12 protein-coding genes are annotated in these 13634 nt (G+C 68.4%); 4 read left to right on the top strand and 8 right to left on the bottom strand.

Annotation, left to right across the window (positions count from 1 at the left end):
• The first annotated feature begins 23 nt into the window (after window positions 1–23).
• From WME95_RS06885 to WME95_RS06875, 3 genes are read left to right on the top strand one after another with little or no spacing between them, the layout of a single operon-like run.
• A complete protein-coding gene (locus tag WME95_RS06885) occupies window positions 24–455 on the top strand; it encodes a hypothetical protein (RefSeq protein ID WP_437907623.1) in 432 nt (143 codons plus the stop codon).
• Between the two features lie 14 nt (window positions 456–469).
• A complete protein-coding gene (locus tag WME95_RS06880; RefSeq protein ID WP_437907622.1) occupies window positions 470–1642 on the top strand; it encodes a hypothetical protein in 1173 nt (390 codons plus the stop codon).
• Complete coding sequence (locus tag WME95_RS06875; protein ID WP_437907621.1) at window positions 1639–2013, top strand: hypothetical protein; 375 nt, start codon at window positions 1639–1641, stop codon at window positions 2011–2013. The genes WME95_RS06880 and WME95_RS06875 overlap by 4 nt, the downstream gene beginning before the upstream one ends.
• 195 nt (window positions 2014–2208) lie before the next feature.
• On the opposite strand, the gene menD is transcribed toward WME95_RS06875, so the two are convergent.
• The 4 genes from menD to WME95_RS06855 all read right to left on the bottom strand — a co-directional run bounded on the left by menD (window position 2209) and on the right by WME95_RS06855 (window position 6830).
• Window positions 2209–3954, bottom strand: a complete 1746-nt coding sequence (menD, locus tag WME95_RS06870; protein ID WP_437907620.1) for a 2-succinyl-5-enolpyruvyl-6-hydroxy-3-cyclohexene-1-carboxylic-acid synthase — start codon at window positions 3952–3954, stop codon at window positions 2209–2211.
• A gap of 232 nt (window positions 3955–4186) precedes the next feature.
• Window positions 4187–4570 (bottom strand): VOC family protein, encoded by a 384-nt coding sequence (locus WME95_RS06865; RefSeq protein ID WP_437907619.1) that lies wholly within the window; start codon window positions 4568–4570, stop codon window positions 4187–4189.
• 346 nt (window positions 4571–4916) lie between these two features.
• Entirely contained in the window at window positions 4917–5612 is a 696-nt protein-coding gene (locus WME95_RS06860; protein ID WP_437907618.1) for a hypothetical protein, read from the bottom strand.
• 117 nt (window positions 5613–5729) lie between these two features.
• Window positions 5730–6830: a beta-propeller fold lactonase family protein gene (locus tag WME95_RS06855; RefSeq protein WP_437907617.1), complete on the bottom strand. Its 1101-nt coding sequence runs from the start codon at window positions 6828–6830 to the stop codon at window positions 5730–5732.
• Window positions 6831–7602: 772 nt separating this feature from the next.
• Between WME95_RS06855 and WME95_RS06850 the strand changes: the two genes are divergently transcribed.
• Window positions 7603–8334 (top strand): hypothetical protein, encoded by a 732-nt coding sequence (locus WME95_RS06850; protein ID WP_437907616.1) that lies wholly within the window; start codon window positions 7603–7605, stop codon window positions 8332–8334.
• 49 nt (window positions 8335–8383) lie between these two features.
• Here WME95_RS06850 and WME95_RS06845 read toward each other — a convergent pair whose 3' ends face one another.
• From WME95_RS06845 to WME95_RS06830, 4 genes are all read right to left on the bottom strand, one after another.
• A complete protein-coding gene (locus WME95_RS06845) occupies window positions 8384–9043 on the bottom strand; it encodes a hypothetical protein (RefSeq protein ID WP_437907615.1) in 660 nt (219 codons plus the stop codon).
• Window positions 9044–9360: 317 nt separating this feature from the next.
• On the bottom strand, window positions 9361–9903 hold the full coding sequence (locus WME95_RS06840) for a YkgJ family cysteine cluster protein (RefSeq protein WP_437907614.1): 543 nt from the start codon (window positions 9901–9903) through the stop codon (window positions 9361–9363).
• An 83-nt stretch (window positions 9904–9986) separates the two neighbouring features.
• Window positions 9987–11438, bottom strand: coding sequence for an FAD-dependent oxidoreductase (locus tag WME95_RS06835; RefSeq protein WP_437907613.1), 1452 nt, complete (start codon window positions 11436–11438; stop codon window positions 9987–9989).
• Window positions 11438–13570, bottom strand: coding sequence for a molybdopterin oxidoreductase family protein (locus WME95_RS06830; RefSeq protein WP_437907612.1), 2133 nt, complete (start codon window positions 13568–13570; stop codon window positions 11438–11440). The genes WME95_RS06835 and WME95_RS06830 overlap by 1 nt, the downstream gene beginning before the upstream one ends.
• Window positions 13571–13634 lie beyond the last annotated feature (64 nt).

Genomic DNA, 13634 nt, shown 5'->3' with positions numbered 1-13634 from the left:
GTGCAAAAGCAGAGAGTGGCGGGATGATGAAGCCCTCGTGCCTTGTGGCGATCGCCGCCTTGCTCGCAGCGCCGCTGCTCACCTCTTCTTCAGCGCGGGCGGACGTCCCGCCGCCCGAGAGCTGCGACACGCCGGGGTCGAGCTGCAACAACGCGGGGCCCGCCTACAACGAGCCTGGCACGTGCACGCAGCAGAAGTGCCAGCGAACGCTGCCGGGCGAGGACGGCGGCTTCACCACGATGGAATACGACTGCAATCTGTGCATTGCGTCGGGCGGGAGCGCGACGTCGGCCACGGGCGGGGACGCGACGTCGACCGGCAGCGCGGGCGCGGACAAGGCGTCCTCGGACGACGGCGGCTGCGCCATGAGCGGTGCCGCCTCGGGCGGCGCGATGGCGGGGCTGATGCTTCTCTGCGGCGCCGCGGCGCTCGTGACCGCCCGCCGGCGCCGCTGAACCGGGCCTCGACCGTGCGCGCGCCCGGTCCTCCGCCCGCGAGCGTGGCCCGCCTGCTCGAGCGCGGCGTCGCGCCGCTCGACGGCGCGCGGCGGCGCCTCTTCGGCCTGCTCCGCCGGAGCGAGCTCGCGATCGCGGTCGTGGCGCGCCCCGATCGCAGGATAGCGACCCTCGCCGCGGCCAACGCGCTCGGCGCCTTCACCATGGCGGTCTTTGCGCCGAGCGCGCTGCTCGTGCTCGGGCCCATCCTGCTCGGCGTCCTGCACGTCGCGGCCGACGTGCGCTACCTCGTGCTGCGGCGCGGGCTGCCGTCGTGGTGGCGCGGCGTCGTCTGGACGGCCTGCGCCGCGCTGGTGGGGCTGCGGGGCGCCCAGGAGCTCTTTGGCTCGGCCGCGGCGCTGCTCCGCGCCGAGCACGCATTGCTCGCCGCCTGGCTCGGCGCCGCGGTCGTCGCCGGCGCGCTCGCGTCGCGCGCGTGGCGGCGCGTCGCGCTGGCCGCCGCCGCCGCCGTGGCGCTGTCGGCGGCGGCGCTCGCCGCGCCGCGCGGCTTCCGGCTCGTCCTCGCGCACGCGCACAACCTGGTCGCGCTCGCGCTGTGGCTCGCGCTCTTCCGCCGCCGGGTGCGCGCGGTCGCCTGGCCGCTCGGCCTCGTGCTGGCCGGCACCGCGCTCCTCGCGAGCGGGGCGATGACCTCGCTCACCCTGCGCGCCGGGTGGCTGGACGCCTTCGGGCTGCACCTTCTCCTGGCGAGCGACTGGCTCGCTCCCGGGCTGCCGACCCGCGCCGCGGTCGCGCTCACTGCATGTTATGCGTTCCTGCAGTCCGTCCACTACGCGGTCTGGCTGCTGCTCATTCCCCAGGAAGATCACCCGGGCCAGCGGACAACCACCTTCCGCATGTCCGCGCGCTCGCTCCGGCGCGACTTCGGGGACGCAGGGCTCGCCGCCGTGGCGGCCGTCGCCGGCCTGGTGCTGATCGGCGCCCTGCGCAGCGCGCTCGGCACGCGCAACCTGGTGCTCTCGCTCGCCTCCTTCCACGGGTACCTGGAGCTCGCGCTGCTCGCGTACTTCTATGTCCGCGGCGACGTCGGCCGGCGCGCCGCGGAGGCGCGCCAGGAGCGGTCCGGGCGCGCGCGCGGGGTGGACGGCGGCGGGCCGGAGATCGCCGCGCAGCCGGCCGCGCCATGAGCCGCGTCTTCACCGATCCGCTGGTGGCCGCCTGGGCGCGCGCGTTCGCGTTCACGCTGCTCATCGAGCTCGCCGTCGCCTCACCGCTGCTCGGCGCGGCGGAGCGGTCACGAGGCCGCCGCGCCGCGCTCGTCGCCGTCGCCAACCTCGCGAGTCACCCGGCGGTGTGGTTCATCTTCCCCGCGCTCGCGATCGGCGCCACGGCGCGACTGGCCCTCTCGGAGCTCTGGGCGGTGCTGCTCGAGCTCGGCGTCTACCGGCTCGCGCTGCGCGAGCTGCCTGCCACGCACGCCATCGCGGCCTCGGCGCTCGCGAACGGCGCGTCGCTCGGGCTCGGGCTGCTCCTGCGCGCCACGACCGGCTGGGTGTGAGCGGGCCGCGGAGCGCCGCTCCGCCGGCTCCGGAGCAGCACAACCGCGCGTCCTGTGCGAGGAGGCCGGCAGAAGCTCCGGAGCAAGAACCAGCCAGAGCCTGCCACACGACCCGCGTCCCGATGCACAGCCCACTCGTCGAGGAGTTTGCCCGCCACGCCGTGCAATTCAGCAGTGCTGGTCTCACAGTTCGGACTATCCGAGCAAAGAGCGGCGAAGCGCGTCGATATCCCGTTTCATCGAACCTGAGGGCACAGCCGCTTCAATCACCTGAACGCCAGGAGATGCTAAGCTCCAGTCCAGCGCCGCGGCGAGCTCGTCTTGACTCGCAACGCGCCTCGCATCGAGCCCGAAGCTCACAGCGAGCTCAGCGAAGCCGATGCCTGCCGGGTTCCTCATCGTCTCGTAGTAACCCGCGAAGCGACTGCACGCCATCAGGTCGAAGATTGCGCCGCCGCCGTTGTTCACGACCACGATCGTGCCTCTCAGCCGAGCGTCGCGTGCGGCCGTCAGAGCGGGCAGATCGTGCAGCATCGCCTGATCGCCGACGAGGAGCATGCCGCTGCCACCGCAACCTAGAAGCTCCCCGATGAAGGTGCCGACCGTTCCGTCGATGCCGTTGACCCCTCGATTGGCGAAGATCCGCTGAGCTCGTTCGGTCGGAGCACACAGCATGTTGCCATGTCTGATGGACATGGAGTTCGCGAGATGCAGGAGGTCAACCCCCCGAGCGTTGCAAACCATGGATGCGACGACTGCTTCTCCCCACGGAAGTTCCCGGACGGATGTCTCAATCCGCGTCCTCGCGAACGCAGATCCCTCGCACCAGATCTCCAACCACTCCGCATCACCGACGGCCACTGCGGAGCCAAGCGCGCATAGCATCTCCGCCGATGCATCCCGCACCTGAACGGTCGCAGGCCAGGGGTGATGTCCCAGCGAAAGGTGTTCATCGAACCTAAGCACGGGGCAACGTTGCTCTGCGAGGAAATCTCGCACGACACTCGCGATCGGGGTCCCGCCGAGATGGATCATGACCTCAGCACGAAGGCTGCTCCACCTCGAGTTGCCGAGCAGCAGATCCGCCTCGCTCACGAGATTGACCGTCGGAGGGCGGCGAAGATTGCTTGGCGCGTCGGCAAGTACAGGATATCGTGAAGTCGTCGCAAATTCCGTGACGGCGCTTGGCGACACCCGGCAACCTGGCCCGACGACCACAAGACCTCGCATGCCTGGCCTTAGTCCGAAGGTTCCGACGATCTCCTGAAGGTCCACATCGGGCATCAAGCAGGCTGGCGAATCGGTCATGGGCAGGGGCGCCCCCGAATCGCTCCACCGCCCACGACGAGCGAGGTCAGAGAGCGAAGGAACGCGCCATGATGGCTCCTCCTCCGTTGTACACTGGCGGGCCCAGAGCGGTATATTGATATGAAACGGGCCAGAGGGGGAGGCGCTCCTCCACCGCTGAACCGCGGCGCTGACCCGACGCCGGAGCGATATGATGGATGCCTCGTCCGCGCAAGGAACTCCCAGAGCCAGAGTGCCTCGAACAAGTGGCGCACAGATCGCAACATGGTCGACCGCACTGCCCGGAGTGCCATCGCGCTTATGAAACGGAGAGTCGCACGATATCACGATGAGCGAGGTGCCCGCCGCGTTGGCCTCTGCGAGGGCCGGGACAACATTGGCGACGGCGGAGCCCATCGTAGTACAGACAGCCGCGGCACGTCCCCCAGCCCGGGCCATGCCGAGCGCCAGGAATGCGCCGCTCCGCTCGTCCGTGTGGACGACGGAGCGGATCTCTTCATTGCCACGCACTGCAAACACCAGCGCTGCGGCTCGACTGCCCGGGCAGAGGACCACGTCCCGCAGGCCGCCACGCGCGAGCTCCTCCACGATGCACCGGCACCACAAGGCGTTTACGCTGTAATCCGATGTCATTCTTGCCCCATCAGCGCGGCTTCTTCAGCAAGCCGGAACATCGCGAGGATGCCCCGCGCCATCCGTGAGCTGCCGCCGCCGGATCCACATGTCACAGATCCTAGAAGCACATGTATTCCCGGATTATCGGCAGCGCTCCACACGACACGCCGCAACGAATTCAGTCCGAATTTATCGAGACGCAGACACCGGGCACAGACGCGCACGCACCAGCTTTGTCATAAGCCCAGGATCATTTCCCCTCATGACAAAGCTCGAGCTTGATACCATCGGGATCCTGAAAGAACACGGCATAATGGTCTTGGCCGTAATATCCCGGCGGGTCGAGCACAACTCGGGCGTCGGCCACCAGGACCTGGTGCCACGTGTCCACCATACCTCTGTCCCGCACCGAGAAAGCGATATGATTCAATCCGGGCCGGTACCTATCGAACCCGAACGCGGCGCGCTCCGGAGAGCACGGGTTGAAATAGAAATAGCACGAATCAGAGCGAAACGAAAAATGCTTATCGGATCGCTCGTGCCTCCAGCCCTCAAGAAAACCGAATAGCTTTCTGTAGAACAGGAACGACGCGTCGAGGTCGACGACATTGATTTCCACATGATGGATTGCCAAGGCCTTGTTCCTTCCGGCTGGGGCTGAGGGCGCACGTCTGCCCTAGAGCACCGATCACGTTGAAACCCGGAGAATTTTCACAGGGAGGCGGGGAGGCGGGGAGGAAGAAGAAATGAATTTCTCCCTCCTCGCCGTCTCTCGCTCCCCGCCTCCCCGTCTCCCTGTGAAAAATTCCTGCTTTTTCTTGTGGTTTCAACCCGTTTGTCGCTCTAGAGCAGCATGCAGGGACCCCTTTGCGGTGCTCCTGTTGGCATGGATCGCTGCCCCCCGCAACCTGAGAGCTTCGACTAGCGCGACGTGCTAGGAGCCTCGTCCAGACGCGAGCGGCCCTGGGGCCGGCTTCACATCATCGTGGTTCGGTCTGCTCGTCAGGCGCCGGCAGGAACTTGGAGGTCGCCCCGACACTCTCGGCGTGGAGCAAGACCAGACGGGCCACCGGATCACCCCGCCGGATCGCTATCTCGCGCTGGGGTCGTACGGCGATGCTTACTCCGTGCGAAGCGTTAAAGCGCCCGATGCTCTTCGCATCGAGCACGCCGAGCGGGACCTCTAACCCCGGAATGTCCGGCCCCGGCATGATGAGCAAGAACATATCGTCGGGTATGTCGATTTGCCAGCCGAGATGCCATTCCACGCTGCCCTCGCCGTTCGGCAAGAACATGCACATCCACCCTTCTTTGGTGCGATATTGGTAAAATCTGAGCCAATCACTCGGCTTGAGCACGAGCGCAAAGCTATCCCTGTGCCACAGCTGCGTGTAGTCGCTCGCATGCGCAAGCTCCTGCAAAGAGTCATGATCGGCTTCTACCTCGACTCCTTGAATCGGCGTGAGCCGTACATCGATCGGACTCGGTACGAGCCAACCCAACTCCTGGCCGAGGCGCCACGGCCGGCAGAGCGGTGGTACGCGACGCGCGCGAAGCCACCTGAACTCTCTTTCATAAAGCTTGGCCTTTCGAGCAGCATCGGATGTCTCGATGCGGTGCTTGTACGGCAGGAGTGCCCATCGATGGATCGCGCGGAAGCAGATTTCTGAAGGCATCGCCCAGCCTCGGAGGTCCAACTGATTCAGCTCGTACTCTGGCCTCGTTGGCCACGGGTCGCGCACGGCGCGGCGAGGCGTGCTGCAGAGCACGTCTCGCCGTGCAGAGCACGTCAATTACCGGTAGAAGATCGCGACGCTGCAGGGACCTTTTCCGACATCCACTTGTGACCAGGATGCTACGGCCCGGGCCGTTCCCGTCGGGGCGGAGAGATCCACGACCGTGACCGTGTTCGGGTTGAACGAGCTGGGCTGTCGAGCGCCTGGCTGCCGAGCGTTCACAGGAGAACTATTCCGCGAGAACGCGCTCGAGTAGAGCGTGCCCCCGTCTCGCGAGACGGCGATACCGCGAGGGCCTGGACCAACCTCGATGCGTCGAGTAATGGCCATCGAGGGGACATCTATGGCGACTACCTCGGATGTGTCCTCCACGCTCACAAAAGCCACCTTCCCATCAGGCGAGAACGCGATGCCGCGGCTACCCTTGCTACCCAAGTCGACCTCGGCGTGGAGTTTGTCAGTCTTGGTCGAGAAGATCGACAGGTACTGGCTCTGCGTGTTGGCTACGAACAACAGCTCGCCGGAAGGATCGAGCGCCGTACTGTAAGGGTGGGCGTCGCTCCGGACCTGCATCCGCCCAACCTCTCGCACGGCCTGAGCACTCGTGTCTACGTCAGCGCGCATAGGGTCAGTCAGCGGCTGGATATCCAACTTGGACACATAGTCGGATCCCCAGATTGAAACGTACGCCCAGTCTCCAGCTTTACTGATGGCCATATGGCGCGGATCACGACCAACGGCGACCTGGGTCACCTCCCGCCGGTGAGACAAGTCGACCACTGACACGGTGTTCGATCCAGAGTTAGAAACAAGGGCAAACCGGTCCCCTGGAACGATCCCGACTCCCCTTGGTGCGACACCCACCTTTATGCGACCGATCTCACGGTTCGAAATGACATCGATTTCGGAGATCGTGTCGCCCGCGCCATTGGACACGTAACCGCGCCCGTCTTTGGTGAATTTGACGCTTCCGCGCGGCGCGTTGCCGACGGGGATCTTTCCACGCAGCACGTAGTTATTCTGCCCTACGCGCTCAACGACCGTGACGACCCCGGAATCCGTGTCGGTGCTACAGACAAGCTCAATCATCGTCCCCTCCGCCTGCGAATTGGCTGCCATTGAAGCAGCTCCTGGTAGCCAGTCAAGAACAGTGACCATGAGCCTATCTTGCGCCCAGGACTCCTGTCCGATCTGGACCGCACATACGCGCTTGGTCCGGCACGGGCACACACAGCAGGACGAGCTCAAGGAATAAAGCGCTTCGAGGTTGTCAAGGGCGTACCGCCACGCTCACCTCAGAGGGACAGAACGACTAGGCGATTGCGCTGCCACGAGCGTGGACGCCCACGCCGAGGCTGACACCGAAGTACAGCCCGAGCTCGAGTAACCGTGGGCGACGGTCCCGTCCCAGATCACGCCGCCCGGCGACGCCGAGAACGCTGGCTTCAGCTGCATCGTCAGCTCCAGCGGGAGAGCCGGCTTCCATTCCCAGGCGACGCCCCTCCCTGCCACGCCGCCGCTGAATGCGAGCCGCGGCGAAGCGTCGGCGGCGCACGCCAGGCGCTCCCCGCCCGCGCACGACGCGACCAGCGCGGCGGCGACACAGCCCCGGAGCGCCCTGCAGACCTGCCTCGATGGTCGAAACGAGGAACCGAGCACGGAGGCGATCAGAGCACGGCGCGGCTCCAGGCGCCCCGCGGGACGTCATGCCTGAACCGCAGCGCCGCGCCCTCTCCACCGGCTCGGCGCGCCAGGGCAGTGCCGACGGCGGAGCGCCAACTCCGAGCGCCGCGTCCCTGGAACGGAACTCGGCAGCCCCCCTGCGGGCGGGCTCGTCCGGCGCGAGCGAGACGCGACATCGCTCGTTCGCCGACAGCGTGGGTGTTCGTCTCACGCAGCGCGGACGGCTCCGCTGCGCTATGACTGCGAGATGTTTGGTCCAGGGCGCCCTCAGTACCCTCCGCAGCAGCCGCCTCAGTACCCTCCGCAGCCGCCGCCTTACTACCCTCCGCAGCCGCCGCCTTACTACCCTCCACCGCCGCCGCAGCGCCCGAAGTCCGGCCTGTCGCCGCTCGTGATCGTGCTCATCGTCCTCGGCGGGTTGTTCGCGCTGGGCGTGGGCGCCATCTTCGTGATCGGCGGCGCTGTGTACCTGGTGGCGAGCGCATCGCCGGAGCAAACCGTCGTCGAGACCACGCCTCCCGGCGTGTCGACCGCCGGCGGCCTCTCGCCGGTGGTGCCCACGTCGACGAGCACCCCGCTTCGCCCCGACCAGGAAGCCGACGAGGTGGCGGGCGAAGACCCGTCCACCGGCGACCGCGCCGCGGGCGACGCCCCGTCGCCTGCTGCCGACGACGAGACGGGCGAGGCGCCGGCGCCTCTGTCGACAGCGGCGCGGACGCCCACCTCACCGAGCGAGGGCTCCTCGAATGGAAGCCCGAGCAACGGTAGCGCGGCGGGCGGGACGTCCTGGTGGTGTACGGCGAGCGCGTCCGTGCGCGTCTGCGGCTTCGCGGGCGCGTGCAACTATCAGATGGTGTTCGGCAATGGCTCGGCGAAGGACCGCTTCATGGCGTCGCAGCAAGCGAAGCGGTCGTGCGAGGCGAGCGCCCGCGCCAAGGGCGCCACGGCCTTCTGCGTCGTGCAGTGCAGCCCTCGCTGACGGGCGATGACGTCGCTCGCTCCGCTCCGCTCAGCTCCTCGCGCCAGCGCTAGTAACCGCCGCTGCCGCCGACCCCCGCCGCGCTGTAGCCAGAGCTGTAGTCGCCGCCGCCCGCGCCCCCGGTGCCGCCCGCAGTCACGTTTCCGCCGTAGTAGTAGTCGTCCGGATCTTCGTAGACGTTGATACCGAGGTTCAACTTGCCGTTGAGCCACAGCTCGCTGCTCCCGATACCGAACGCATACTCGGCCCAGGTCGTCGAACGCGGCGAGACGTACAGGTAGATCCGTTGCGACGAGAGCAGCGTGGCCTCCACGTTCGGATCCGTCACCGTGCCGTCCTCGACCTTCTCGAAGTGCCAGCCCGGAAGGAGCGTGACGCTGTACCCTCCCTGCTCCAGATCGACGAGGAGGGAGGTCTCGTTCGGATCCTGATCCTCGCTGCTGACCGTCACCACAGTTCCGTAGCTACCACCGACAGCCATGGCTGAGGTATTCTCGTCTTCGTAGTAGTAATAACCGTTCGAGATCTCGAACGTGGCGTCGCGGAGCCGATACCGCGCTCCAGACGGCGCATCGGCCGCGAGCGGCAAGCTGATCGCGCCGACGTCCGGCCCGCGATCGGCCCCCTGCGAGCCGCAACCGCTGAGCAAGGCGGCGAACACCACGCCAGCCGCCGCCACCGACCCAAACCCCTTGATCGACTTGGTCATTCTATCCTCCAGACAAGCTGCCCCTCCGGCCCGATGACGGCGTGTGCCGTGACCTGCCATCGGTCCAGCGTGGGCCACCACCTAAGAGCAACCAACGGGCCAACCTGGATTTGCCGAGAATTCGGGGGGATTATCGGGAGCCGCTCAGGACTCGGCCCAGAATGTGTCAGCCATAATGGGCCAAACCGGGCCTGTGCCACCCTCAGCTATGTGCCACGTCGAACGCGTGCAGCCGAGCGCGGAGGCGTGGGGGCGCTGAGGGCGTTCGTTCAGCCGAGCCGGCTCTGCCCGTCATCAAACCGGCGGCCCGGCGGCAGCTACCCCTCGCCCGAGAGCACCGCGGCGATCGCGACGCGCTGCCCACGCGGCTGCCCCTCCGCGTCGGCGTGGGCCATGTCGAGGGCGGCCAGCACCGTCGACAGCGTCGTCTGGTCCAGGACCGACGAGGCCTCGACGGCGTGGAGGTCTTCTCCCACGAAGTTCTTCGGGCAGGCGTCGATGACCGGCAGCGCGCGCTCGCTGGCCGGCGCGAACCGGATGGGCAGGCCGTGCGTGCGGCAGATGAGCGGCCGCGCCGCGTAGATCGCGCACCTCCCCTCCCCGTCGAGCGCCGGGCACACGCCCGGATCGCCCGCCCGCGCGCGCTCGGCCAGCGCCGCGCGGTCGGCCTCCGGGAGCGCCGCGAGCGCCTCGCGGATCGCGTCGGCCTCGATCGACGTCACCGAGAACCGCCGCCGGCAGCAGTCGCTGCACCCGGTGCGGCAGGCCATCCGCTCGCCGTGGCGGGCGCTCGCGCTCGCGAAGAACGCGTCGACCTTGGTGAAGAGCTCGTGAAGGCGCTCGCGCGGCGTGTGGTGCATTCGCCGGCGTCTATAGCGGGGCGGATCCTCGTGCGCCAAGGCCGCCTCTGCGCCGCTCGGCTCGCCCGGGCGTGCTCTCCACGTTATCCGACGGCCACGGCGCGGCCGCTGGCGACCTCGGGCGAGGGCGCGTGCCGGGCCACGAGCTGGGCGACCTCGCCGCGGCAGGAGCCGCACCCCGTGCCGGCCTTGGTCGCGGCGCACGCCGACTCCAGCGAGCAGGCGCCGCCCTCGATGGCCTCCCGGAGGGTCGCCTCGCTGACCTTGTGACAGTTGCAGACGACGCGCTCGGCCTGCGCCGTTGGCCCCGCGCCGCCGCCGGCGCAGAGCGCCTCCAGAGGATCGGCGGGCAGCGGATCGTTGCGATCGAAGAGCTGCACCAGCGTGGCCGCGGCCGCGGTGTTGCCGACGAACTGGGCACCCAACAATCGCCCGTCGCGGATGATCAGCTTCCGGTACGTGCTCTTCCGCGTCTCGACGACCTGGAGCACGTCGTCGCTCTCGAGCTCCGGCTCGGTGCTGCCCATGGAGGTGACGTCGACGCCCGCCACCTTCAGCCGGGTATACAGCTTCGTGCCCCGGTAGCGCGCCTGCGGGTTCGCGCCCGTCAGGACGTCGGCGAGGACGGCGGCCTGCTCCCAGATGGGCGTGACAATGCCATAGAGCCTGCCCCGGTGCTCCGCGCACTCGCCGATCGCGTAGATGCCGGGCACCTGGGTGGCCATCGTGTCGTTGACGACGATGCCCTTGTTGATGGGCAGGTTGGAGGCGCGCGCCACGTCGACGCGAGGCCGGACGCCGCACGCGAGGACGACCATGTCGGCCGGCAGGACGCTGCCGTCGTCGAGGCGACAGCCCTCGACCGCCTCGTCTCCGCAGATGGCCTCGACGGTGCGCCCGGTGCGGACGAAGATGCCGCAGCGCTCGATGTGCTGCTCGAGCATGTCGCCGCCCATCTGATCCAGCTGCGCGTTCATGAGGCTCTTCGCGACGTGGATGACGGTCACGTGGAGGCCCATGTCGCTCAGCACCTTGGCCGCCTCCAGGCCGAGGAGCCCGCCGCCGACCACGATGGCGTTGTCCCCCGCCCGCGCGCTGCCGCGCATCCGGACGCAATCGTCCATCGTCCTGTACACGAAGACGCCCGGGCGCAGATCGCCCTCCGAGGTCGTCATGCCCTCGAGCGGCGGGACGAGCGGCTGGCTGCCTGTCGCGAGCACGGCGACGTCGTAACGATGGCGCGTGCCGTCGGCTGCCACGACCGCCCTCGACCCGGTGTCGATCCGCGCCACGGAGGTCCCGCTGACGAGCCGCACCCCGTTGCGCTCGTACCAGGCAGGGGGCTTCGTGACGATGGAGTCCGGCGCCTCCCCTGCGAGCACCTTGCTGAGCAGGACGCGGTTGTAGGCGCCGCCCCGCTCCTCGCCGAAGACGGTGATGTCGTAGCGGTCCCTGGCGCCGCGCGACATCAGCTCGTCCAGCAGGCGGCACGCCGCCATGCCGTTGCCAACGATGACAAGGTCCTTCCTTCGCATCAGTTCGACTCCGAGACCCGGCGCGCCCTGACGGCGCACACCTTGAACTCCGGCATCCGGCTGGTCGGGTCCAGCGCCGGCACGGTGAGCACGTTGGCGGCCTTCTTGCCGCCCCAGTGAAACGGAGCAAAGAGCGTGTCCGGCCGGATCGAAGGCACGACCGCGACCCGGAAGGTGACCGCCCCTCGCCGGCTCTCGACGAGCAGAGAGTCGCCGTCGACGACGCCGAGGCGCGCCGCCAGCCTGGGGTGGACCTCGACCTTCGGCTCGGGCTTGGCGTCTTCGAGCGTGGAGACCCGGCGCGTCTGGGCGCCGGAGTTGTAGTGTTCCTTGTAGCGGCCCGTCGTGAAGTAGAGCGGATAGGCGTCGTCGGGGAGCTCGGCGGCGGGGCGGTGGTGGACGGCGTGGAACCGCGCCCGGCCGTTCGGATGATGGAACCGCTCGGCGAAGAGGCGCGGAGTCCCCGGGTGCTCGACCGACGGGCACGGCCAGAAGACGCCTCGGTTCCGGCGTATCTTGTCGTAGGTGATGCCGCTGTAGTCCGCCCTGGCGCCCGCGGTCGCCCGGCGCAGCTCGTCGAACACCTGCTCCGCGGACGTGTACTGGAAGTGCCTGCCCGCGCCGAGGCGGCGCGCGAGCTCGCAGAAGATCTCGATATCGGTCTTCACCTCGGGGGGCGCGGGGCGGACCTTCTGCCGCAGGATCACCCGCCCTTCGAGGTTCGTCATCGTCCCCTCCTCCTCGGCGAACTGCGCGACCGGAAGGAGGACGTGGGCGTCCCGGGCCGTCTCGTTGACGAAGGCGTCACAGACCACGAGCAGATCGAGCGAGGCGAGCCGCCGCTCGATGTTGAGCGCGTTCGGCGACGCGACAGCCACGTTGGATCCGAACACGAGGAGCGCGCGGATCCCCCCCTCGGGGCCGAGCGCGTCGAGCAGCTCGTAGGCGCTCTTCCCCTTGGCCGGCAGCTCGGCAGGGTCGATGCCCCAAACGCGGGCGATGGCCTCCCGGTGCTCCGCGTCCTCGATATGCCGGTAGCCGGGGAGCTGATCGGCCTTCTGGCCGTGCTCGCGGCCCCCCTGGCCGTTGCCCTGTCCGGTGAGGCAGCCATAGCCGCTGTACGGCTTGCCGACCTTGCCGAGCGCGAGCATCAGGTTGATGAAGGAGAGCACGGTGTCTGACCCCTTCGACTGCTGCTCCGGCCCCCGGCCGGAGAGCAGCATGCTGCTCGGCGCCTCGGCGAGCAGCCGCACGGCCTTGAGCTGATCCTGCGTGGAGACCCCGGTCAGCCGCTCGACGTGCGCCGGGTGGTACGAGAGGATCACGCGCCGGAGCTCGTCGAACCCGTCCGTGCGCGCGGCGATGTACGCCGTGTCGACGAGCTTCTCCTCGAGGGCGAGGTAGAGCAGGCCGTTGGCGAGCGCCAGGTCGGACCCGGGCGTGGGCTGGAGGTGGAGCGCCGCGGCGCGCGCCGTGTCGGTGCGCCGCGGGTCGACGACGATCAGCGCGCCGCCGTTGTCGCGCTGCGCGAAGATCCATTGCATGATCGGCGGCAGGGTCTCCGCGCAGTTCGCGCCCCAGAGGAGGAGCGCCTTGGTCTGGGCGATATCGGACACGGGGAACGGCAGGCCGCGGTCGATGCCAAACGCCTTGTTGTGCCCCGCGGCCGCCGAGGCCATGCAATAGCGGCCGTTGTAATCGACGTTCGGCGACTGGAGGGCGAGGCGGACGAATTTGCCGAGGAGGTAGGTCTTCTCGTTCGTCAGGGCGCCGCTGCCGAACGCGGCCAGCGCCGCGGGGCCGTGGAGCTCGCGCAGCCGGAGGAGCCGCTCTGCGACGAAATCGAGCGCCGTGTCCCAGCGCGCCGGCAGGAGGCGACCGGCGCGCCCGCGGATCTTCGGCGCCGTCAGCCGCTCGGGGTGATCGAGCAGCGCCGCGGAGGTGAACCCCTTGATGCACATCTGCCCGCGGTTGACGGGGAAATCGTCGTCCGGTCGGACGTCGATCGCCCCCGCGTGGTCCGCGCGATCCGTCATGACCACGCCGCACTGGAAGGCGCAGTAAGGACAGTGGGTGTGCGTGGTCGTCTCGGAGGTGACGATCTTGAGCCGGAGGGAAGAGCGCGGTGCCATGGAGTCGCGTCAGCCACCCTCACCGAGCGTGTCGAGGAGGCTCTCCCTGGTGTAGCAATCACTC

The sequence above is a fragment of the Sorangium sp. So ce327 genome (genome assembly GCF_051530205.1).
GTDB classification, from domain to species: domain Bacteria; phylum Myxococcota_A; class Polyangia; order Polyangiales; family Polyangiaceae; genus Sorangium; species Sorangium cellulosum_B.
Note: the sequence above shows the minus strand (reverse complement) of the source record. Positions and strands in the feature narration are given on the sequence as shown.